This is a genomic window from Vogesella fluminis (assembly GCF_014652335.1).
GTDB classification, from domain to species: domain Bacteria; phylum Pseudomonadota; class Gammaproteobacteria; order Burkholderiales; family Chromobacteriaceae; genus Vogesella; species Vogesella fluminis.
In genome coordinates this window covers 18,290-37,955 of record NZ_BMYP01000031.1, presented here as the reverse complement: position 1 = coordinate 37,955, position 19,666 = coordinate 18,290, and the positions used below count along the sequence as shown (strand labels likewise).

Sequence of the window (19,666 nt, the reverse complement as noted above, 5' to 3'; positions counted from 1 at the left end):
GCAGGCCATGCTGGTCTGACTCACACAAAATGGCCTCCGCGAAACCCGGGGCGGTTCAGTCATGATGCTCGCGCACATAAGGAATGACATGTTCTTTGAGAAATTGGCGTACGGACTGACCAGTTTTCTCGTAGCGGCAGTCAAGGTCGGGTATAAAGCGCAGAGCCTCAGCCCTAGCTGTGTAATAAGGCGTACCTTGCTGTGTTAGGAATAGGTAAGCATCGAGATGCTCACCATGCTTAGCTACAAATCTGCTTCTGCGCAGCTTGGCGCGCTCGGACAAAGCATAGGTGCGAAGCAGTTCATAAACTGGGCGCGGAATCAGCAGCATGCCATTTTTATTATTTTTAGTGTCGATACCCGTGCCAGGGCCAGCTTTTAATTTGAATACCTCACCATCTCCAGTCAAAGCCGTGGAATATTGCGGACTAAGATTTGTGAAGTGCCGTAGACGTAGTGTACAAGCCGTCTGTATGCGTGCTCCGGTAACCAGCATGAAAAGCTGGATCAAGTAGCACTCGGTGTTACCTTTAGCCTCGGAGGCTTCTAAAACCCAGTGCTGCTCCCTGCCGGTCAGTGGCCGCAGCTTGCCTCCATCCTGAATGGTACCAGCAAAAGGATCTTCCGATTTGGGTGCTCCGATCCTTATGTCAGTGGAAACAACCTTCTTAAATATCGCAATCCCCTCGCCAGTTTTGAAGGCAAGCTGGTAATGCTTCTCCTCCCACGGCGGATACTCTGGTTGGAAGTAGTTGCTGCCAATCAGCCAGCGATAGAAGGCGACAACCGTTCCCATCCGCCTCTTAGCTGTAGTCGGTGCAACCTCACCAGCCTGAATCTGCTGCTGAAGATAACCACGATAACGATAGGTCGGTCTTCGCAACTTAATCCTAGGGAATCGAAACATCAGATCGTCGGGATCGTCTTGGGTATCTAGCCACTCCTTGAAAGCGCCAAGATCGTCCGCTCTACTCTGATACGTTGTCATGACAGGGGCCGTATCCCCCTCCAATAGGGCAAGGATGTAGCAGATACCTAGATGCCACGGAGCAGCATTCCGGTCGAGCACAACAGGAAATAGGTTGAAGTTGAATCCTCGCTTGGCATTCTCTTCCCAACTAAATCGGTAATGGTAGGTCAAGGACGGGCGCCCCTTACCTTCCATGATGATTCTCGTAAGTGCACGAGGATCATCTGCCGTCGTCAGTTCCGATAATTGAAAAACAGGCAAAAGTACCTTGCGCCGTAACCCTCTCATTGGCGGGCTCTCTATCTTGGCCTTGCACGGAAAACTACTTCACAGCATAACAAACTAAAAACGTAGTGCCAGATAAACGGCGGATACGGCCAATGTTAATACGGTAACGGGTATACCAACGCGGGCGTGGCACTTCCAATCAATGACGATCCCTCTCCTGGCAGCCGCATCAACCACAATGATGTTGGCAATGCTGCCAACAATCAGCAAGTTACCCGCGAGCGTACTAACCAAAGCAAGTAACAAACCGCTCATCTCATGCTGTGCCACCGGCAGGAGCAACATAACGGCGGGAACATTTGACACAATGTTAGAAAGTAGAAATGTGGCTGCAAATAATGACTCTGGCTGATCCAGATGCACCCCGAGTGATGAAAGATGATGAATGGCATCAGCGGTAATGCCCGTGCGCTGAAGCGCATGATTTACCACGAAAAGGCTCATAAACAAGACCAGTAGCTCCCAATCCACCAATCCCAGCATATTCCGAGAATGAAGCTTGCGGCTCATAAGCAATATGCCTGCCCCAACAAGCGCCATATGCTCGGTAGGCCAAGGCGCCACAAGAAATGCGATCAGCAGCACGGCAGCAATCACAAAACCCTTGGTAGTTTGCCAGGCATTGAATGGCACATCCGCACGTTGCAAACCCAATGCAACTACATTATTTGCGACTGCATCCTCTTCCCGCCAGCGCCCCCCACTCTGCCAAACGATTACCCCCCAAGTAATCAGCAACCCCAGTCCCACCGGCAAAGCCGCATCAAGGAAATAGCCAGCGAATGGCAAGCGCAAAGTTTGCCCTATCAGCATGTTTTGCGGGTTGCCAATCAACGTTGCTGCCGAACCAATATTGGCCGCGCATGCCAGCGCCAGCAGGAAAGGCACAGGGGCTAGCTTGCGTTGCTTGCATGCATCGACCAATACCGGCGCAATCGCCAGGCAAACGATGTCATTGCTGAACACGGCTGACAGGGCTGCAATCGTGGCGATCAGTACGGCGAGCAATAACGGAGGGCTGAGTGATAGTGCCGCAAGCTTGTGGGTTATCCAGTCATAGAATCCCCCAAGACGCATCTGCGCCGATATCACCATAAAGGAAAAAAGCAGAATTACGGTAGGCAGGTGAATGGCATCTACCGCTTCTTCCAAGCTAAGCGCGTTGATGCTGATCAGCGCGATCGCCCCGAGGAGTGCCACACCGGTACGGTCAAGCTGCAGAAATGGTAGCCCACCCAGAATCATGCCGAGGTAGACGATGAGGAAGATGATGAGAATAGTCGTGATCATTGTGATTTCGCAGGCTGGAGCATCCTCATTGACGTGCTAAAAAAGGGACAATGGCAAACACCCACAAGGAATTTGTCCATCTTAACAAAACTTGCAAAACACGCTCACTAACCAATTACTTGCATGTGCTGCTGCAGGTGCCGGCCAACCGCATCGGTTTCAGCGTGATGAGCGTGGCGCAGCTGAAAATCATCCAGGAGGTGATCTCACTGTCGGTGTTCGTGCCGTTTGCCATCTTCTATATGAACCAGCCGTTCAAGTGGGATTTTGTCTGGGCCGGCCTGTGCATGGTCGGCGCGGTCTACTTCATGTTCCGCGGCTGACGCGCATCCGTCGCTTGCGGCCAACCCTGGCACGCCAAGGTTGGCCGCAAGCCCCTGACCCTTACCTGCCGAGCCAGCATGCCCTTCACCCTGCAACACGCGGTCCATAGCGAGATTGAGATCAAGAAAAGCCGCTTCCTCGGCTGTATCGAGCCGATGGCGGACCGCGAAAGCGCACTGGCGCGCATCGCGGCGCTGAAAGCGGCACACCCGGCGGCGGCGCACGCGTGCTGGGCGCTGATGGCCGGTGGCCACTCCGTGGCCAACGACGACGGCGAACCATCCGGCACCGCCGGCCGGCCGATGCTGGAAGTGCTACGCCACCAGCAACTAGTGTAGTGTTTCACGCTATTTGAAACATATGAAAACCAATATCCATGCGGGTTTCAAGCTGATTTCAAGTTCCATCAAGAACGCAGCACTACACTAGAGGGCGTGCTGGCCAGCGTGGTGCGCTACTACGGCGGCGTGAAGCTCGGCGCCGGCGGTCTGGTGCGCGCCTACACCGACAGCGCGCTGGAACAGGCGGTGCGCCTGCCGCTGATCCGCCAACGCCAGCTGCAGTGTCTCGTCCCCTATCCACTGGAAGGCAGGCTGCGCCGCCTGTTGCAGGCGGCGGACGCGCAATTACTGGCGGTGGAGCACGGCACAGCGGTGCTGTTCAGCTTTAGCATTGCCGAATCGCAGTGCGCGGCGCTGGTCGCCAGCCTCAACGAGGCCTGTCACGGCCAGCTGCAGTGGCCGGACTGCCGCTGAAAAGAAAAAAGAAAACGGCCCGCATTCGCGGGCCAAATCGCAACAGGATTACAGGGACTATCAGCGGAACTGGATGCAGCAAGGCAAGCTTAGTCCCATAAGATTAATGTTCCGTGACAGCCTGCAACGTCGCCGTCACCGACAGGGCGCTGCGTGCAACGGTACGCTGGGCACGAGCATAAATCATCTCCAGCAGCTTGCTGCGCGAGGCGATGTGGTGATCCAGATGCCATTCGCGGATCAGCTGCAACGCGGTATCGAAGTACGGCTCCGGCAGGTCATGCAGCGGCTGCAACTGGAACGGCTTGCCGGTCTGCAGGCTGTATGCCAGCTGCAGCAGGATTTCGACCTGGGCCGCGTCCTGCCCGGTCTGCAGGTAATGCCGGATTTTCTTTGCTGCGTTCATCTTGCTCCTCGTCACTGCAATGACCGTCTGTCCGCACCAACCGCACTGGTGCAATATGAACTGTCATTTATCCTAAACGAATAGAACGCCAATATGAAACAAATCATCTGGACTGGCAACTACAACACAGCAGATATCGATAAAACGGCGACGCACGCTTACGGGCCACCAAGTACACTGAGTATTGTCCATCACCCATTGAGGGAGACACCGATGCCCAAATATCTGCTCCCGCTGCTGCTGGCAGCCCTGCTCGGCGGCTGTGCCAGCCTGTCACGGCCACAGCCGGAAGTGCAGCTGGCCGACATCCGGCCCACCGGCAAGGCCACGCTGTTTGAGCAGGAGTTCGAGGTCACGCTGCGCATCAGCAACCCGAATCAGCAGCCGCTCAGCGCGCAGGGGCTGCGCTTCAATGTCAGCCTCGACGGCGATAACTTTGCCCGCGGCGCCAGCAGCCAGCCATTCAGCATCCCGGCGCTGGGCAACGATACCGTCAAGGTGCTGCTGCACACCTCGCTCTCCGGCTGGCTGAAGCAGCTGGGCAAGCTGGCGGGCGGCAAGGCGGCGCTCACCTACCAGATCGACGGCACCGTGTTCGGCGTCGGCACGCTGGGCGACATGCCGTTCCGCAGCCGGGGCGACTGGCAGCTGCCGGGGCCGTAGCGCAAACGCGAAAAAGCCAGCTGCAGGCAGCTGGCTTTTTCAATACTGGCGGAGAGGGGGGGATTCGAACCCCCGTTAGGGTATTACCCTAAACACGCTTTCCAGGCGTGCGACTTAAACCACTCATCCACCTCTCCGTGAGGTGTACTGCAATATCGTGCCGCGCTAGCGGGACAATGGAAATCTGGCGGAGAGGGGGGGATTCGAACCCCCGTTAGGGTATTACCCTAAACACGCTTTCCAGGCGTGCGACTTAAACCACTCATCCACCTCTCCAGATGGCTTTGCCGCTGGCGTTTCCGCTCAAGCAACAGAGGAGGCGCATTGTATAAGCGAGTCGGCCGTTGCGCAAGTTTTTTATGCGGTGCGGGCGAGACAACGCTAAAATCGGCCGATCGATTCTCTACTGGTGGTTCTCCCGATGCGCATTGCACTTGCCCAGTTCAACCCGGTTGTCGGCGACATTGCCGGTAACACCCGCAAAATCCTCGAGCTGGCCAGGACGGCCATGGCACAGGGTGCCGATGTGCTGGTCACGCCGGAGCTGGCGCTGACCGGCTACAGCCCGGAAGACCTGCTGCTGCGCGACCACTTCTACCGCGCCATCTACGCCGGCCTCGACGAACTGGAAATGCTGGACGGCATCACGCTGGTGATCGGCCACCCTGCCCGCCTCGGCAATGAGCGCTTCAACGCCGCCACCGTGCTGCGCGACGGCAACAGATTGGGCCAGTACCACAAGATGCTGCTGCCCAATAACGAAGTGTTCGACGAGTGCCGCTACTTCACCCCCGGCGCCGCGCCACTGGTGTTCGAGCAGAATGGCGTCAAGGTCGGCATCATCATCTGCGAGGACGGCTGGTCGGTGGAACCGGCCGCCGAAGCCGCCGATGCCGGCGCCGAGGTCATCGTGTCGCTGAACGCATCGCCGTTCCACCGCAACAAGATCGCCACCCGCCACGAGGTGATGCGCTACCGCGTGCAGGAAACCGGCCTGCCGATGGCCTACGTCAACCTCACCGGCGGCCAGGACGAACTGGTGTTCGACGGCGCCTCGTTCGCGCTGAACAAGGCCGGTGAAGTGGTGGCGCAGGCCGCCGCCTACGACGACGAACTGCTGCTGCTGGACGTGGTGGATGGCGACATCGTTGCGGCCAACCTTGCCGTGCTACCGGACGAACTGGAGAGCGCGTACCGCGCACTGGTGGTCGGCGTGCGCGACTACATCGGCAAGAACGGCTTCCCCGGCGTGCTGCTGGGCCTGTCCGGCGGCATCGACTCCGCGCTGACGCTGGCCATCGCGGTGGACGCGCTGGGCGCCGACAAGGTGCACGCGGTGATGATGCCGTCGCGCTACACTGCCGACATCAGCGTCGACGATAGCCGCGACATGGTGCAACGCGTCGGCGTGAAGTACGACGAAATCGAAATCTGGCCGATGTACGAAAGCTTCATGAACGCGCTGGCGCCGTCGTTTGCCGGCCTCCCCGCCGACACCACCGAGGAAAACCTGCAGGCGCGCATCCGCGGCACGCTGCTGATGGCACTGTCCAACAAGTCCGGCAAGCTGGTGCTGACCACCGGCAACAAGTCGGAGATGACCACCGGCTACTGCACGCTGTACGGCGACATGGCCGGCGGTTTCGCAGTGCTGAAGGACGTGGCCAAGACGCTGGTATTCGCGCTGTGCCGCTGGCGCAATACCCAGGGCGAGATCATTCCGGAGCGCATCATCACCCGGCCGCCGTCGGCGGAACTTCGCCCCGACCAGAAAGACCAAGACAGTCTGCCGCCGTACGACGTACTGGACGCCATCATGGAACGCTACGTCGAGCACAACCAGTCCGCCGCCGACATCGTCAAGGCCGGTTATGCCGAGGCCGACGTCAACCGCGTGGTGCGCCTGCTGAAGATCAACGAATACAAGCGCCGCCAGGCACCGGTCGGCCCGCGCATCACCCATCGCGGCTTCGGCAAGGACTGGCGCTACCCGATTACCAACCGCTTCAGCTGAACGCGGCCCAGGCGGGCGGGTCATAGCCACAGGGACAACCGCCCGCGCCAGTTAAGGATACGCATGAAACAAGCCCTACTCGGCCTGCTGCTGGCCGCCACGCTGCCGGTACACGCCGCCGCGCTGCCACAGTTCAAGGCCTTTATCGCCGGCACCAAGACCCTGGCCGCCGACTTCACCCAGACGGTGAGCGGCAAGCAGCGCCAGGAAACCGCACACGGCACCATGCAGATCCAGCGCCCCGGCAAGCTGCGCTGGACCTACGCCCAGCCGTTCGAGCAGCTGATCGTCGGCGACGGCAAGACGCTGTGGCTGTACGACAAGGAGCTGGCACAGGTTACCCGCCGCGACCAGGCCGGCGCGCTGGGCAATTCGCCGGCGGCGCTGCTGGCCGGCAGCAACGCCATCGAGCGCGACTACCAGCTGCGCGAAGTCGGCAAGACCGGCAAGGTGGAATGGCTGGCCGCCAGCCCGAAAAAGGCCGACAACACGTTTGAATCGATCAAGATGGGCTTCACCGCCAACCAGCTGGTGGAAATGGAGCTGGCCGACAGCTTCGGCAACATCACCCGCATCCAGTTCAAGAACCTGCAGCGCAACGCCAAGATCAACCCGGCACAGTTCCGCTTCACCCCGCCCGCCGGCGTCGACGTGGTCGGCGAGTAAAACGCCAGGCACAAAAAGCCGGACCTACGGGTCCGGCTTTTTTACGCCTGCGGCCAACGTTGGCCGCAAGGGCTTACAGCAGCGGCGTCGCCGACAGCAGCAGCCCGTCCTCGTCGACATACAGCCAGTGGCCGGGCACGAACTCGACCGCGCCGAAGGCCAGCACCAGGTCGCGCTGCCCTTCGTTGCGCTTCACCGTTTTCTTCGGGTTGGTATCCAGCGCGCGCACGCCGATGTCCAGCGCGTTGATGGCCACCGAGTCGCGGATGCAGCCGTAGATCACCACGCCCTCCCAGCCATTCTTCACCGCCAGCTCGGCGATCTGGTCACCCAGCAGCGCGCAGCGTCTGGAGCCGCCGCCATCGACCACCAGGATCCTGCCCTGCCCCGGCTCGGCCAGCACTTCGCGCACGCGGGTATTGTCCTCGTACACCTTCAGCGTCACCACCTGGCCGGCAAAACGGGCACGGCCGCCGTAGGCGCGGAACATCGGCTCCACCACCGCCACGCGGCCCTCGTTGGCGTCGTAGAGGTCGGTTGTCAGAAAACTCATCAATTTCTCCTTTTCTCGGTTGTGTTCAGACAATAAAAAGCCGCCTCTGCGGGCGGCTTGTTTCGAACGGATCACGACGGCAATCAGGCCGGTTGTACCGGCGTCAGCGACGCCAGCTCGGTCATCTGGTTGCGCTCGTCGACGAACACCAGCTTCGGCGTATGGTTGGCCAGTTCACTGTCCTCGTAAGCGGCGAACGAGGCGATGATCAGCAGGTCGCCGGGCGCGGCGCGGCGTGCGGCGGAACCGTTGACCGAGATCACGCCGGAGCCGCGCTCGGCGCGGATGGCGTAGGTGGCGAAACGCTCGCCGTTGGTCACGTTCCAGATCTGCACTTCTTCGTATTCCTTGATGTCGGCCGCTTCCAGCAGGTTTTCATCGATGGCGCAGGAGCCGATGTAGTGCAGTTCGGCGTGGGTGGTGGTGACGCGGTGAAGCTTGGATTTCAGCATGGAACGCTGCATGGTTCGGTCTTCCTGTTGTTGCTTGCGGCGCGGATCAGCGCGCCACTTCGATATTGTCAATCAGCCGGGTACGGCCCAGACGCGCCGCCGCCAGCACCACCAGCCGCGCCTCGCCGACGTGGGCGATCTCCAGCGTGTCGGCCTGGCGGATCTCGACGTAGTCCACGCGCCAGCCGTGGCTATCCAGCTCGTCGCAGGCGGCCTTTTCCAGCGCCGCATAATTGCTGTCGCCGGCCTGCAGCGCCGCGCGGATGGCGGACAGCTGGCGGTACAGCCGCGGCGCCTCGGCACGCTCATCGCTGCTGAGGTAGCCGTTGCGTGAGGACAGCGCCAGGCCGTCGTCGGCGCGACCGGTATCCACCGGCACGATCTCGATCGGCATGTTCAGGTCATCCACCATGGCGCGGATCACGTGCAACTGCTGGTAGTCCTTCTTGCCGAAACAGGCCACGTCCGGCTGCACGATGTTGAACAGCTTGCTCACCACAGTGGCCACGCCGCGGAAATGCCCTGGGCGGAAGGCGCCGCACAGCTCGTTCTGGATATGCGGCGGCTCGACGTTGAAATCCTGCCTGATGCGCGGATACAGCTCGCGTTCGTCGGGGAAGAACAGCACCGCGACACCGGCGGTGCGCAGCTTGTCGCAGTCGGCGTCGAAGGTGCGCGGGTAGGCGTCGAAGTCCTCGCCCTGGCCGAACTGCAGGCGGTTGACGAAGATGCTGACCACCACCTGTCCGGCGTGCTGATGCGCGGCGGCGACCAGTGCCAGATGACCTTCGTGCAGGTTGCCCATGGTCGGGACAAAGGCGATGCGGCCGGCGGTTTTGCGCCAGGCACGCAGCTCGGCGATGCTACGGATGATTTGCATGCTGACCTCAGAAACAGTGTTCGGGCGCCGGGAAGGAGCCATCCTTCACAGCCGCGACATAGCCGGCCACCGCACCCTGGATGCTCTGTGCCTCGGCCATGAAATTCTTGACGAAACGTGCCTTTCTGCCCGGATAAACGCCCAGCACGTCGTAGATCACCAGCACCTGGCCGGAGACATCGCGGCCGGCGCCGATACCGATGGTCGGCACGCCGCACTCCTGGCTGATGCGTGCGGCCAACGTTGCCGGTACGCACTCCATCAGCACCAGCGTGGCACCGGCTTCGGCCAGCACGCGGGCGTCGTCAAGCAGGCGCTCGGCATCGCTCTCGCTCTTGCCCTGTACCTTGTAACCGCCAAAGGTGTTCACGAACTGCGGGGTGAGGCCGATGTGCGCGCACACAGGCACGCCGCGCTGCACCAGGAAACGCACGGTTTCCGCCATGAAGGCGCCGCCTTCGATCTTGACCATGTGCGCGCCGGCCTGCATCAGGCGCGCGGCATTGGCAAACGCCTGGGCCGGGCTTTCCTGGTAGCTGCCGAACGGCATGTCGGCCAGCACCATGGCGCGCTTGGCGCCGCGTGCCACGCAACGGGTGTGATACTCCATTTCCGGCATGGACACCGGCAGGGTCGAGTCCTCACCCTGCATCACCATGCCCAGCGAATCCCCCACCAGCAGGATATCGACCCCGGCTTCGTCCAGCAGGGTGGCGAAGCTCGCGTCGTAGCAGGTCAACATGCCGATCTTGTGACCCTCGGCGGCCATGGCCTGCAAAGTATTAACGGTTATTTTCATATTCTGTCTTTCCTCGTTGCGTGCAGCTGCGGCCGGGGTGCGGGTAAGAACCCGGATACGCAGGGGCGGCCGTAGCGCGGAGCTGATGGCGCCGCCTTCCGGCCTGACAGGGCTCAGATACCCTTGTTGAAGTAACTGCGTTGGCCTCGCATCTCGCTGATGCAGCGCAACAATAGCCCGAAATCCTCATCACCTTCAACCAAATCAAGATGGTCGGTGTTGACGATCAGCAATGGCGCGCCCTCGTAGGCGTGGAAAAACGTGCTATAGGCAGCGTGTACGCGCTGGACATAGCCTTCCGGCAGCGGAGACATCGCACCGCTGGCCACCGCCTGCTCCAGCCGCTGCTGCACCGTTTCCGGCGACGCCTGCAGGTAGATCACCAGGTCCGGCACCGGGTGGGAGCGCAATACCAGCGGAGCCATGCGGCGGTACAGCGCCAGTTCGTCGTCTTCCAGCGTCAGCTCGGCAAACAGCGCATCCTTCTCGAACAGGAAGTCGGCCACCAGCGGTGCCGCCAGCAAATCACCATAAAGCATGTCATGGGCAGCGTCGGCACGCTGCAACAGGAAGGACAGCTGGGCAGCCAGGCCGTGCTGCGTGGGATTGCGATAGAAACGTTCGAGAAACGGGTTCTGCTCCGCAGCTTCCGTCAGCAGACGTACCGACCAGTGCTCCGCCAGCCGTCGCGCCAGGGCGGCCTTGCCGGAAGCGATGGGGCCTTCCACCACGACATAGCGCAGTTGCGTCATCAGGGTACTCCTCGGAGGGGCAGCCGCTGCTGCCGGGGTTAGTTACGGCGCGGCAGGCGGCTGACACCGCTGCCGTCGAGCGCGGCGGCGATGTCACCGACCCGGCCCTGCGGCAACTGCCGCTCGGGCGCCATTTCCGCCAGCGGCAGCATCACGAAGGCGCGCTCGTGCATGCGCGGGTGCGGCAGCGTCAAGAACTCGCCGTCGCGCGTGACGCCGTCCATCAGCAGCAGGTCGAGGTCCAGCACCCGCGGCGCATTGCGGAAGCTGCGCACGCGGCCGAAGTCCTGCTCCAGCTGCAGCAGCTGCGCCAGCAGCGCTTCGGCGTCCAGTTCGGTGTCCACTTCACACACCGCGTTGATGAAATCGGGTTGCTCGGCGTAGCCGACCGGGGCGGTGCGGTAGCAGGCGGAACGACGCACCAGCCGCGTGGCCGGCAATGCGGCCAACCTTTGCAGTGCCGCCTCCACCTGTTGCACCGGATTTTCCAGATTGCTGCCCAGCGCAATCACCGCCAGGGTCACGCCGGCTCCCCGCCACCGGCGGCGGCGGCAGGCTTGCGACGGCGACGGCGCTTCTTGCGCTCCGGATTGGCGGCTTCGCCACCGCTGTTGCGCGCGTCGTCGACCAGCTGCTGGCGCTCGGCGGTATCAGCGTTCTGGAAGTCTTCCCACCACTGCTGCAGCTCGCGCGGCACCTCGCCGGCATCGGCACGCAGGCAGAAGAAATCATAGGCGGCGCGGAAGCGCGGCTGCTCGACAAAGCGGAACGGGCGCTGCCCGGCACGGCTCTCGAAACGCGGCTGCAGGAACCAGATCTCGCGCATGGTGGCGGAAAAGCGCTTCGGAATGGCAAAGTCGTTGTCCTGCAGCGTTTCCACCTCCGCCATCGCCTCGACCAGTGCCGCGATGTCGCGCTCGCCCTGCTGCAGGCGCTGCTGCCAGCGGTTGCGCACCTGCGCCCACAGCATCGCCGCCAGCATGAAGCCGACCGACACCGGCTTGTCGGCGCGCACGCGCTCGTCGGTATTGGCCAGCGCGTTCTTGAGGAAGGTCTCGCCGCCCGGTTCGTCCATCACCGCGTCCAGCAGCGGGAAGGTGCCCTGCGACAGGCCCTCGTCGCGCAGCATTTTCAGACAGGCGTAGGCGTGGCCGGAGTGCAGCAGTTTCAGCAGCTCGTCGAACAGGCGCGCCGGCGGCTCGTTGCGCAGCAGCGCGGCGTTGGCCGCAATCGGCTTGCGGGTATGCTCGTCGATGGTGAAACCCAGCTTCGCGGCCAGGCGGACCGCGCGCAGCATGCGTACCGGGTCTTCCTGGTAGCGGCGCGCCGGCTGGCCGATCATCACCAGCTTCCTGGCGCGCAGGTCCTTCACGCCGTGGTGATAGTCGATGATGGTTTCGTCGGTCGGGTTGTAGAACAGCGCATTGACGGTGAAGTCGCGACGCAGCGCATCCTCGACCTGGTTGCCGTAGGTATTGTCCGCCATCACGCGACCGGTTTCGTTCTTGTTGGCGACTTCGCCGCCGCGGAAGGTGGTCACCTCGATGGTTTCCGGGCCCATCATCACATGCACGATGCGGAAGCGACGGCCGATGATGCGCGAGCGGCGAAACAGGTGGTGTACCTGCTCCGGTGTGGCATTGGTGGCCACGTCGAAATCCTTGGGCGTGACGCCCAACAGCAAATCCCGTACCGCGCCACCGACGACAAAGGCTGAGAAACCTGCATCCTGCAACCGCGATACCACACGCAGAGCGGCATGGCTGAGTGCATCGCGGCGCACGCCGTGCTGGGCCAGGGCAAGCACACGCGGCTTGCTCTTGCTGCCGGCCAGGCTGGCAGGCAAGTCGAAGATTCGACTGATGAGTTTACGGATCATCGGGGGCTACACTGAGTAAGAAAAAAGGGACACAACGTCCGTGTCCGGCGGCGGATTATAACGCGATTCGCCAGACAGGCTCCACCCGCCTGCCGGCGGCGGCCGCTTGACAGGCGGCAGCGGCTTGCCGTAAGGTTTTCCCTGCGCCGATTTGATATCAGCTTGCGGGCGCATTACAAATGCCAGCTAAAGCGTCAGATCAAGCGATCCGCTGTAGCCACTGGCCAGCGGATTTTTTGTTTTCTGCTGCCGCAAAGCCGTACCCCGCGTGAAAACGCATGGCGCCGAGTTAATCGACAACTTGCAGGGCGCCGTTAAACCAACTCTGCTAAAGCGTCGCTCGGACAATCCGGGCGACCGACAAGGAAGGCCAGGACCATGTACGACTGCGAACAAGACCGCTACACCGAATTTGCCACCACCCCTGCCCGTTCCGCCCCGCTACTGCGCGGCGAGTTGCGTGCCATCCACCTTGGCGACAACACCGGCGCCCGCCAGCTGACGGCATTGCTGGCCTGGGCCAGCGAACGCGGCCTGACCGCCAGCCTGCAACAGGGCAAGCTGCTGCTGCAGGATGTCGATGTCGACCAGGCGCTGCAGATCAACCGTCTGTTCGGCAACATGCTGATCATCAGCTGCCACCTGCGCCGGCCGGACGCTGCCTGATCCTGCAGCACGGAACAGGCGCCACACGGCCGATCCGGCTATAATCCGCGATTTGCTCCCGGGCTGGATCGACATGCTGTTTTATCTTGACAAGGCCGGCTGGCCGCGCATCCGCGAAGAAACCCGCGCCCTGAGCCATCTGGCACTGCCGATGATGGTGGCGCAGATCGCCCAGGTCGCGACCGGCTTTGTCGATACGGTGATGGCCGGCCGCGTCAGCACCGACGACCTGGCGGCGGTATCGCTGGGTGCCAGCATCTTCGTCACTGTCTATGTCACGCTGATGGGCATCGTCAGTGCGCTGAACCCCATCCTGTCGCATCAGTTCGGAGCCGGCGAAACCCGCCGCATCGGCGAAACCGCACGCCAGGGGCTGTGGTTCGGGCTGCTGCTCGGCTGCCTCGGCATCATGCTGATGCTGGCGATCCAGCCGCTGCTGCGCCAGTGGCTGAGCCTGCCGGATGCGGTGGAAGACAAGGTGATGCTGTACATCGACGGTGCCGCCTTCGGCATGCCGGCGGCGATGATGCACCGTGCGCTGCATGCCTTTGCCTCCAGTCTCAACCGCCCGCGCCCGATCATGGTAGTGAGCCTGATCGCGCTGCTGTTGAATATTCCGCTCAACTACATGCTGATCCACGGCCTGTTCGGCCTGCCGCAACTGGGCGGTGCCGGCTGCGGCTGGGCCACCGGCATGGTGATGTGGTTCAACGCCATCACGCTGTTCGTCTACCTGGCCCGCAACCGGGCGCTGGCCGGCTACGGCCTGACGCAGCAATTCAGCTGGCCGCAGTGGTCGCGTTTTCCGGCGATACTGAAGCTTGGGCTGCCGATCGGGCTGTCGTTTTTCGTCGAGGTCAGCCTGTTCTCCTTCATCGCACTCTTGATCGCACAACTGGGCACCCTGGTGGTGGCCAGCCACCAGGCGGTGCTGAATTTCTCCAGCCTGATCTACATGATCCCGCAGAGCATCGCCACCGCACTGACCATCCGTGTCGGCCAGAGCATCGGCCGTGGCGACTACCTGCAGGCACGGCTGATCAGCGGCATCGGCATCGCCCTCAGCATCGCCGCCGCGGCACTGACCATGCTGCTGGTGCTGCTGTTCCGTCACCGGATCATCGCCATGTACAGCCAGGACCCGGCGGTGGTAGCGCTGGGCAGCAGCCTGATGCTGTTCGCCGCCTTCTACCAGCTGACCGACGCGATGCAGACGGTGGCCTCCGGTGCGCTGCGCGGCTACAAGATCACCACCCTGCCGATGATGATCCATATCGTGTCGTTCTGGGGTCTCGGCCTCGGGCTGGGCATGGTGCTGGGGCTGACCGACTGGCTGCTGCCGCGCCTGGGCGTGCACGGCTTCTGGGCGGCGCTGGTGGTCAGCCTCAGCGTGGCCGGGCTGACCCTGGTCGGCTACCTTTCCTATATCAGCAGGCAGCGTCTGCATCGTCAAACCTCGTGAGGCCCGCTTCGTGACCATCACCTTCCAGCAGCACGTTTCGCTGCAAGCGCTCAACACCTTCGGCATTGCCGCCAGTGCACGCCGCTATACCGAACTGCAGCAACTGAGTCAGCTGCCGGCCCTGCTGGCCGAGCTGGACGGCCCGGTGCTGTGGCTGGGCGGCGGCAGCAACCTGCTGCTGCGCGACGACTATCCCGGCACCGTGGTGCGCATCCTGCTCAAGGGCATCCGCCTGCTGGCCGATGACGGCGACAGCGTGATCATTGAGGCCGCCGCCGGCGAAAACTGGCACGACTTCGTCTGCCACACCCTGCAGCAGGGCTGGTGCGGGCTGGAAAACCTCAGCCTGATCCCCGGCACCGTCGGCGCCAGCCCGATCCAGAACATCGGCGCCTACGGCGTGGAGGTGAAGGACTGCATCACGGAAGTGGTGTGCGCCGACCTGCAGCACGGCGGCGCGCCGGTGACGCTGGCCAATGCCGACTGCCGCTTTGCCTACCGCGACAGCGTGTTCAAGCAGCACGCCGGCCGCTATCTGGTGACTGCGGTGCGCTTCCGCCTGTCGCGTCACGCGCACTGCAAGACCGGCTACGGCGACATCGCCCAGCAACTGCAAGCGATGGGCATCAGCGGCACGCCGAGTGCGCAGGATGTCAGCCGCGCGGTGATCGCCATCCGCCAGAGCAAGCTGCCGGACCCGGCTCAACTGGGTAACGCCGGCAGCTTCTTCAAGAATCCGATCGTCGACAGCGAACAGGCCGCCGCGCTGCTGGCACGCTTCCCGGCGCTGCCGCACTACCCGGCCGGCGAAGGGGTGAAGCTGGCCGCCGGCTGGCTGATCGACCAGGCCGGACTGAAGGGCTACCGCGACGGCGACGCCGGCGTGCACGCCAGGCAAGCGCTGGTGCTGGTCAACTACGGCCACGCCAGCGGCCGGCAGATCGCCGCGCTGGCGGCCAAGGTGCAGGACACGGTGCTGGCGCGCTACGGCGTGGCGCTGGAAGCCGAACCGGTCATGCTGTAATCGCGGGATAGGCAGGCAGCAACGCCATGCGGCCAACCTTGCCCAAGGTTGGCCGCATGACTTTTTGGCAACGGCGTCACAGCAGATGCGCCGCCGCCAGGAACAGATACACCACCGCGCCAAAGCCCAGCGTCCAGCACAGTGAGCGCAGCGTGGCCCAGTCGGCGACATAGCACACGCCGTAGCCGAGGCGCGCCACAATGAACACCGCGGCCGCCGCATCCAGCTGCTGCGGCGTCACCATCATCAGGTAGGCGACAATGACGGCGGCGGCAAACGGCGCGAACGCCTCCCAGGAATTCTGCTGCGCCCACTGCGCGCGCTGGCGCCAGCCGTGCAGGCCGGCGAGATAAAGCCGCGGCTGGTGATTGTCAAAACCCGGCCCGCTTTTGGCCAGCACCGCCCACAATAGCGGCATCGCCGCGGCCAGCAGGATGGCCCAGAACGCAAACTGCATCACACTCCCCTTTCAGTCAGCGCGCCAGATAGCGCGCGTCATCGAAACTGCGCACCCACTGCGGCCGGTACACCACCATGATCGACAGCACCAGCCCGCTGGTAAACGCCTCCGACCACGACAGCAAGAAATAGAACGGCAGCGCGTTGTCCAGCAGGTAGGGCCAGTCGTACACCCCCTGTAGCCACAGCAGCGCCATGCCGCTGGCGGCGGCGACAATCAGGCTCAGGCCGCCGGCGAGAAAGGCGTTGACGAACACGTAGACGAATAGGTGTGCCGGCAGATAACGCTGCGCCAGACGCAATGCGAGCGCGGTCACCGCCACCGCTGGCAACAGCGTGACACAGAAATTCAGCCCCAACGCCAGCCAGCCCAGCTGCCCCGCCGCCGCCTGCAACAGCAGCACCAGCGCCAATGCCAGCAGCGCCAGTGCCGGCCCCATCAGCAGGGTGAAGATCGCCGCGCCCAGCAGGTGAAACGACAGCCCCGGCTGCAGGCCGGCCTTGACCAGCCACATCGCCGCCAGCAGCACGCAGGCCGCCGACCAGGCGCTGACCGCGCCGTGCGGCAGCGTGCGCCACGGCACGCGCCACGCCGCCAGCGACAGCAGCAGCAAGGTCAGGCCGATGGCGGCCCACAACAGCGGCGGGGAAAAAAGCGTATCGGGAAAATTCATCGGCGGATCAGCACGGGCGACAGAATTGCATCATAGCAGAGCGCCCCACCGCCACGCCAAAGCGGGGTAAAATCGCGCTCTTTGCCCCGGACCCAGACCATCATGCCGACCTTGCCCGCCCAGCACCTGATCGCCCACTCCGTCAGCCTTGCCCTAGCCGAAGACATCGGCGACAAGGACTGGACTGCCGCCCTGTGCCCGAACCTGCCGGGCGAGGCGCGCATCATGGCGCGCGAAACGGCGGTGCTGTGCGGCCAGGCGTGGCTGGAAGAGTGCTATCGCCAGATCGACGCGCGCTGTCGGGTGCAGTGGCACGTCGCAGAGGGCGCCGGCATCGCCAATGGCGATGTGGTGTGCACCCTCAGCGGCCCGGCGCAGGCGCTGCTCACCGCCGAACGCAGCGGCCTGAACTTCCTGCAGACGCTGTCCGGCGTCGCCACCGAAACGCGCCGCTACGTCGATGCCGTTGCCGGCACCCGCGCCGTGATCCACGACACCCGCAAAACGGTGCCCGGCCTGCGCCTGGCGCAGAAGTACGCCGTCACCGTCGGCGGCGGCGCCAACCAGCGCGTCGGCCTCTACGACGGCATCCTGATCAAGGAAAACCACATCATCGCCAACGGCAGCATCACCGCGGCGCTCAAGGTCGCGCGCGCCATCGCCCCGTCGCACGTGACACTGCAGGTGGAAGTGGAAAACCTGGCCGAGCTGGACGAAGCGCTGGCCGCCGCCTGCCCGCTGATCCTGCTCGACAACATGTCGCTGGACGAGATGCGCGAAGCGGTACGCCGCAATGCCGGCCGCGCCCAGCTGGAAGCCTCCGGCGGTGTCGATCTGGACAGCGTGCGCGCCATCGCCGAGACCGGGGTCGACCGCATTTCCGTCGGCAAGCTGACCAAGGACGTGTGCGCCATCGACTTCTCGATGCGCTTCGTCAACTAGGCGCTGGCCGCCGGCGCTGTCCGGCCAGGCCGCGCTCAAGCACAAAAGGTTGGCCGCAAGCAGCACTGCTTGCGGCCAACCTTTTGTCTGTACGGATGCGGGTGATTACGCTGCCGGCTTGATGCGGGTGATTACGCTGCCGGCTTGTCGCGCACCTCGTAGCCCTTGGCCAGCAGCGCCTTGCGCCACTCCGCCAGCGCGATCGCCACCAGCGCCGGCTGGCCGCTGAAGCCGAACTCGATGTGCATCTGCGGGATGGCGTCGTTGCCGAAGTTGGGCAGGCTGGAGAAACGCAGCGCCGGATAACGCGCGACGAATTCCTGCATCAGCGTGATCAGGTCGCCTTCGCGCGCATCGATGGCGATGCAGCCCTGCTCCACGTCCGGATGATCGGAAAACAGCGCCCGGTACTGCGTATCCAGCACCCACGCCACCATCGGCCACGCCATATTCGGGAAGCCCGGCACGAAGTGCACGTCGCCACAGGAAAAGCCCGGCATCTGGTTGACCGGATTGGGGATCAGCCGCGCGCTGGCCGGCAGCCGGCCCATATTGATGCGGTGCGGATAGGCGTCGGCGCCAAAGCGCTCCTCGATCAGCACCTTGGCCTCGGGATGCACCTGCAGCGCCTCGTCCAGCGCCTGCGCGGCACAGGCGCGGGTGTAGTCGTCCGGCGTGGCGCCGATGCCGCCGAAGCTGAACACCAGATCGCCGCTGGCGAAGGCGCGCCGCAGCGCCGCCTCGATGCGCGCCGGATCGTCACCCAGGTACTCGACCCAGGCCAGTTTCATGCCGCGCTCCGTCAGCAGGCGGATCAGCGCCGTCATGTGCTTGTCCTGGCGTTTGCCGGACAACAGTTCGTCTCCGATGATCAGTGCGCCGGTATTCATGTTGTCAATCCTGTACTGAGGGAACGCAAGCGATAATACAGCAGCCCCAGCCATTCGCGCTCCGCCTGATACACCTCCTGCATCGCGCGCCCGCTCGGCAGCCAGTGCTGCAGCCAGATACCGTCATAACGACTATAGCCGGTCGGGGCCGCCACCACCTGCAGGCCGGCGGCACGGAACGACGCCAACGCACGCGGCATGTGCCAGGCCTGCGTCACCAGCGTGATGCGGCCAACCTTGGCCTCGCGCAGCAGCACGGCAGTCAGGCGCGCGTTGTCGGCGGTGGTTTCCGCGGCGGCTTCCACCCAGCGCGCGGTGATGCCGTAATCCTGCTGCAGCACGCGCGCCATCACCACCGCCTCGGCCTCGCCGCCATTGGGGGCACCTCCGGTCAGCAGCAGCGGCAGGCCGCTGGCCCGCGCCAGATGGGCGCCATAACGCAAGCGCGCCAGGCTGTCGCCGGACGGCACGTTGGCCGCATACTCCGGCGCCGGTCGCTGGCCGCCACCGGGCACCACGATGGCGCCGGTGGTGCGCACCTGCGCCAGCGTGGCCGGCGCAGATGTTTCCAGCGCGCCGTTAAGCCGCATTGCCAGCCACGGCGTCGCCTGTAGATAACTCAAGAGCAGCGCCAGCAGCAACAGCAAGCGACCGGCTGTTGGCACCCGCCGCTGCCAGCAGCAGCCGGCCAGCAACAGCAGCAGCCCGTTGAGTGGCGGAAAAAACAAAGCCCCGAGTGCCTGGCGGAGCAGGACATCGGGGCTGAGGGTGTCAAGCATGGTTATTGTTCTCGCGACACGGCGGCAATATCCGCCTTGGGCAAGCGCACACGGGGCGACCGGCTGGCCGCGCCCGTGG

23 protein-coding genes, 2 tRNA genes and 1 pseudogene are annotated in these 19,666 nt (G+C 63.4%); 10 read left to right on the top strand and 16 right to left on the bottom strand.

Annotated elements, in window-relative coordinates; genetic code table 11:
- Window positions 1–55 precede the first annotated feature (55 nt).
- Together IE083_RS11935 and IE083_RS11930 are read right to left on the bottom strand one after the other, a co-directional pair.
- The gene (locus tag IE083_RS11935) at window positions 56–1,141 is read right to left on the bottom strand and encodes a site-specific integrase (RefSeq protein WP_189353832.1); all 1,086 of its coding nucleotides are present in this window, start codon (window positions 1,139–1,141) and stop codon (window positions 56–58) included.
- Between the two features lie 171 nt (window positions 1,142–1,312).
- On the bottom strand, window positions 1,313–2,548 hold the full coding sequence (locus IE083_RS11930; protein WP_189353830.1) for an anion transporter: 1,236 nt from the start codon (window positions 2,546–2,548) through the stop codon (window positions 1,313–1,315).
- A 125-nt stretch (window positions 2,549–2,673) separates the two neighbouring features.
- On the opposite strand from IE083_RS11930, the gene IE083_RS11925 reads away from it, so the two are divergent.
- From IE083_RS11925 to IE083_RS15840, 3 genes and pseudogenes are all read left to right on the top strand, one after another.
- Complete coding sequence (locus IE083_RS11925) at window positions 2,674–2,871, top strand: DMT family protein (RefSeq protein ID WP_229799734.1); 198 nt, start codon at window positions 2,674–2,676, stop codon at window positions 2,869–2,871.
- 78 nt (window positions 2,872–2,949) lie between these two features.
- Window positions 2,950–3,378 (top strand): annotated as a pseudogene (locus IE083_RS16050) (YigZ family protein); the annotation flags it as partial.
- Window positions 3,364–3,627: a DUF1949 domain-containing protein gene (locus IE083_RS15840; RefSeq protein WP_373295192.1), complete on the top strand. Its 264-nt coding sequence runs from the start codon at window positions 3,364–3,366 to the stop codon at window positions 3,625–3,627. The pseudogene IE083_RS16050 and the gene IE083_RS15840, both read left to right, overlap by 15 nt.
- 103 nt (window positions 3,628–3,730) lie before the next feature.
- Here the strand turns inward: IE083_RS15840 and IE083_RS11915 are convergent, their stop codons facing one another.
- Window positions 3,731–4,033 carry a hypothetical protein gene (locus IE083_RS11915; protein WP_189353826.1) on the bottom strand — a complete coding sequence of 101 codons (303 nt, stop codon included), beginning with the start codon at window positions 4,031–4,033 and terminating at the stop codon, window positions 3,731–3,733.
- Between the two features lie 213 nt (window positions 4,034–4,246).
- Between IE083_RS11915 and IE083_RS11910 the strand changes: the two genes are divergently transcribed.
- Window positions 4,247–4,696 (top strand): LEA/WHy family protein, encoded by a 450-nt coding sequence (locus tag IE083_RS11910; RefSeq protein ID WP_189353825.1) that lies wholly within the window; start codon window positions 4,247–4,249, stop codon window positions 4,694–4,696.
- A gap of 46 nt (window positions 4,697–4,742) precedes the next feature.
- On the opposite strand, the gene IE083_RS11905 is transcribed toward IE083_RS11910, so the two are convergent.
- Window positions 4,743–4,833: transfer RNA gene (locus IE083_RS11905), tRNA-Ser, on the bottom strand.
- Between the two features lie 48 nt (window positions 4,834–4,881).
- Window positions 4,882–4,972: transfer RNA gene (locus IE083_RS11900), tRNA-Ser, on the bottom strand.
- Between the two features lie 145 nt (window positions 4,973–5,117).
- Here IE083_RS11900 and IE083_RS11895 point away from each other — a divergent pair.
- A complete protein-coding gene (locus IE083_RS11895; RefSeq protein ID WP_189353823.1) occupies window positions 5,118–6,710 on the top strand; it encodes an NAD+ synthase in 1,593 nt (530 codons plus the stop codon).
- 63 nt (window positions 6,711–6,773) lie between these two features.
- Complete coding sequence (gene lolA, locus IE083_RS11890) at window positions 6,774–7,376, top strand: outer membrane lipoprotein periplasmic chaperone LolA (RefSeq protein ID WP_189353821.1); 603 nt, start codon at window positions 6,774–6,776, stop codon at window positions 7,374–7,376.
- Window positions 7,377–7,449: 73 nt separating this feature from the next.
- Here lolA and rraA read toward each other — a convergent pair whose 3' ends face one another.
- The 7 genes from rraA to pcnB all read right to left on the bottom strand — a co-directional run bounded on the left by rraA (window position 7,450) and on the right by pcnB (window position 12,691).
- Window positions 7,450–7,929 (bottom strand): ribonuclease E activity regulator RraA, encoded by a 480-nt coding sequence (rraA, locus tag IE083_RS11885; protein ID WP_189353820.1) that lies wholly within the window; start codon window positions 7,927–7,929, stop codon window positions 7,450–7,452.
- A gap of 83 nt (window positions 7,930–8,012) precedes the next feature.
- Window positions 8,013–8,393 carry an aspartate 1-decarboxylase gene (panD, locus tag IE083_RS11880; protein WP_120811143.1) on the bottom strand — a complete coding sequence of 127 codons (381 nt, stop codon included), beginning with the start codon at window positions 8,391–8,393 and terminating at the stop codon, window positions 8,013–8,015.
- Between the two features lie 34 nt (window positions 8,394–8,427).
- The gene (gene panC / locus IE083_RS11875; RefSeq protein WP_189353818.1) at window positions 8,428–9,261 is read right to left on the bottom strand and encodes a pantoate--beta-alanine ligase; all 834 of its coding nucleotides are present in this window, start codon (window positions 9,259–9,261) and stop codon (window positions 8,428–8,430) included.
- A 7-nt stretch (window positions 9,262–9,268) separates the two neighbouring features.
- Entirely contained in the window at window positions 9,269–10,060 is a 792-nt protein-coding gene (panB, locus tag IE083_RS11870; protein WP_189353816.1) for a 3-methyl-2-oxobutanoate hydroxymethyltransferase, read from the bottom strand.
- 113 nt (window positions 10,061–10,173) lie between these two features.
- Window positions 10,174–10,812 carry a deoxynucleoside kinase gene (locus IE083_RS11865; protein WP_189353814.1) on the bottom strand — a complete coding sequence of 213 codons (639 nt, stop codon included), beginning with the start codon at window positions 10,810–10,812 and terminating at the stop codon, window positions 10,174–10,176.
- 38 nt (window positions 10,813–10,850) lie between these two features.
- On the bottom strand, window positions 10,851–11,336 hold the full coding sequence (gene folK / locus IE083_RS11860) for a 2-amino-4-hydroxy-6-hydroxymethyldihydropteridine diphosphokinase (RefSeq protein WP_189353812.1): 486 nt from the start codon (window positions 11,334–11,336) through the stop codon (window positions 10,851–10,853).
- On the bottom strand, window positions 11,333–12,691 hold the full coding sequence (pcnB, locus tag IE083_RS11855; protein WP_189353811.1) for a polynucleotide adenylyltransferase PcnB: 1,359 nt from the start codon (window positions 12,689–12,691) through the stop codon (window positions 11,333–11,335). Before pcnB ends, folK begins: the two co-directional genes overlap by 4 nt.
- A gap of 378 nt (window positions 12,692–13,069) precedes the next feature.
- Between pcnB and IE083_RS11850 the strand changes: the two genes are divergently transcribed.
- From IE083_RS11850 to murB, 3 genes are all read left to right on the top strand, one after another.
- The gene (locus IE083_RS11850; protein ID WP_189353810.1) at window positions 13,070–13,357 is read left to right on the top strand and encodes a hypothetical protein; all 288 of its coding nucleotides are present in this window, start codon (window positions 13,070–13,072) and stop codon (window positions 13,355–13,357) included.
- A gap of 73 nt (window positions 13,358–13,430) precedes the next feature.
- The gene (locus IE083_RS11845; RefSeq protein ID WP_189353809.1) at window positions 13,431–14,819 is read left to right on the top strand and encodes an MATE family efflux transporter; all 1,389 of its coding nucleotides are present in this window, start codon (window positions 13,431–13,433) and stop codon (window positions 14,817–14,819) included.
- Between the two features lie 10 nt (window positions 14,820–14,829).
- On the top strand, window positions 14,830–15,843 hold the full coding sequence (gene murB / locus IE083_RS11840) for a UDP-N-acetylmuramate dehydrogenase (RefSeq protein WP_189353808.1): 1,014 nt from the start codon (window positions 14,830–14,832) through the stop codon (window positions 15,841–15,843).
- Window positions 15,844–15,919: 76 nt separating this feature from the next.
- Here the strand turns inward: murB and IE083_RS11835 are convergent, their stop codons facing one another.
- Both IE083_RS11835 and IE083_RS11830 read right to left on the bottom strand, forming a co-directional pair.
- On the bottom strand, window positions 15,920–16,300 hold the full coding sequence (locus IE083_RS11835) for an MAPEG family protein (protein ID WP_189353807.1): 381 nt from the start codon (window positions 16,298–16,300) through the stop codon (window positions 15,920–15,922).
- Between the two features lie 16 nt (window positions 16,301–16,316).
- Window positions 16,317–16,976, bottom strand: a complete 660-nt coding sequence (locus tag IE083_RS11830) for an energy-coupling factor ABC transporter permease (RefSeq protein ID WP_189353806.1) — start codon at window positions 16,974–16,976, stop codon at window positions 16,317–16,319.
- Window positions 16,977–17,078: 102 nt separating this feature from the next.
- On the opposite strand from IE083_RS11830, the gene nadC reads away from it, so the two are divergent.
- Window positions 17,079–17,918: a carboxylating nicotinate-nucleotide diphosphorylase gene (gene nadC, locus IE083_RS11825; protein ID WP_189353805.1), complete on the top strand. Its 840-nt coding sequence runs from the start codon at window positions 17,079–17,081 to the stop codon at window positions 17,916–17,918.
- Window positions 17,919–18,049: 131 nt separating this feature from the next.
- Here the strand turns inward: nadC and IE083_RS11820 are convergent, their stop codons facing one another.
- Complete coding sequence (locus IE083_RS11820; protein WP_189353804.1) at window positions 18,050–18,808, bottom strand: competence/damage-inducible protein A; 759 nt, start codon at window positions 18,806–18,808, stop codon at window positions 18,050–18,052.
- Window positions 18,805–19,587, bottom strand: a complete 783-nt coding sequence (locus tag IE083_RS11815) for a YdcF family protein (protein WP_189353803.1) — start codon at window positions 19,585–19,587, stop codon at window positions 18,805–18,807. The genes IE083_RS11820 and IE083_RS11815 overlap by 4 nt, the downstream gene beginning before the upstream one ends.
- Between the last annotated feature and the right edge of the window lie 79 nt (window positions 19,588–19,666).

Excerpts from the sequence above, each read along its gene's own strand:
- panD (WP_120811143.1), bottom strand. The coding sequence starts at position 8,393 with ATGCAGCGTTCCATGCTGAAATCCAAGCTTCACCGCGTCACCACCACC.
- IE083_RS11830 (WP_189353806.1), bottom strand. The coding sequence starts at position 16,976 with ATGAATTTTCCCGATACGCTTTTTTCCCCGCCGCTGTTGTGGGCCGCC.
- IE083_RS11850 (WP_189353810.1), top strand. The coding sequence starts at position 13,070 with ATGTACGACTGCGAACAAGACCGCTACACCGAATTTGCCACCACCCCT.
- IE083_RS11845 (WP_189353809.1), top strand. The coding sequence starts at position 13,431 with ATGCTGTTTTATCTTGACAAGGCCGGCTGGCCGCGCATCCGCGAAGAA.
- rraA (WP_189353820.1), bottom strand. The coding sequence starts at position 7,929 with ATGAGTTTTCTGACAACCGACCTCTACGACGCCAACGAGGGCCGCGTG.
- lolA (WP_189353821.1), top strand. The coding sequence starts at position 6,774 with ATGAAACAAGCCCTACTCGGCCTGCTGCTGGCCGCCACGCTGCCGGTA.
- IE083_RS11865 (WP_189353814.1), bottom strand. The coding sequence starts at position 10,812 with ATGACGCAACTGCGCTATGTCGTGGTGGAAGGCCCCATCGCTTCCGGC.
- nadC (WP_189353805.1), top strand. The coding sequence starts at position 17,079 with ATGCCGACCTTGCCCGCCCAGCACCTGATCGCCCACTCCGTCAGCCTT.
- IE083_RS11835 (WP_189353807.1), bottom strand. The coding sequence starts at position 16,300 with ATGCAGTTTGCGTTCTGGGCCATCCTGCTGGCCGCGGCGATGCCGCTA.
- IE083_RS11820 (WP_189353804.1), bottom strand. The coding sequence starts at position 18,808 with ATGAATACCGGCGCACTGATCATCGGAGACGAACTGTTGTCCGGCAAA.
- IE083_RS11930 (WP_189353830.1), bottom strand. The coding sequence starts at position 2,548 with ATGATCACGACTATTCTCATCATCTTCCTCATCGTCTACCTCGGCATG.
- IE083_RS11915 (WP_189353826.1), bottom strand. The coding sequence starts at position 4,033 with ATGAACGCAGCAAAGAAAATCCGGCATTACCTGCAGACCGGGCAGGAC.
- panB (WP_189353816.1), bottom strand. The coding sequence starts at position 10,060 with ATGAAAATAACCGTTAATACTTTGCAGGCCATGGCCGCCGAGGGTCAC.
- panC (WP_189353818.1), bottom strand. The coding sequence starts at position 9,261 with ATGCAAATCATCCGTAGCATCGCCGAGCTGCGTGCCTGGCGCAAAACC.
- IE083_RS11815 (WP_189353803.1), bottom strand. The coding sequence starts at position 19,587 with ATGCTTGACACCCTCAGCCCCGATGTCCTGCTCCGCCAGGCACTCGGG.
- IE083_RS11910 (WP_189353825.1), top strand. The coding sequence starts at position 4,247 with ATGCCCAAATATCTGCTCCCGCTGCTGCTGGCAGCCCTGCTCGGCGGC.
- pcnB (WP_189353811.1), bottom strand. The coding sequence starts at position 12,691 with ATGATCCGTAAACTCATCAGTCGAATCTTCGACTTGCCTGCCAGCCTG.
- IE083_RS11895 (WP_189353823.1), top strand. The coding sequence starts at position 5,118 with ATGCGCATTGCACTTGCCCAGTTCAACCCGGTTGTCGGCGACATTGCC.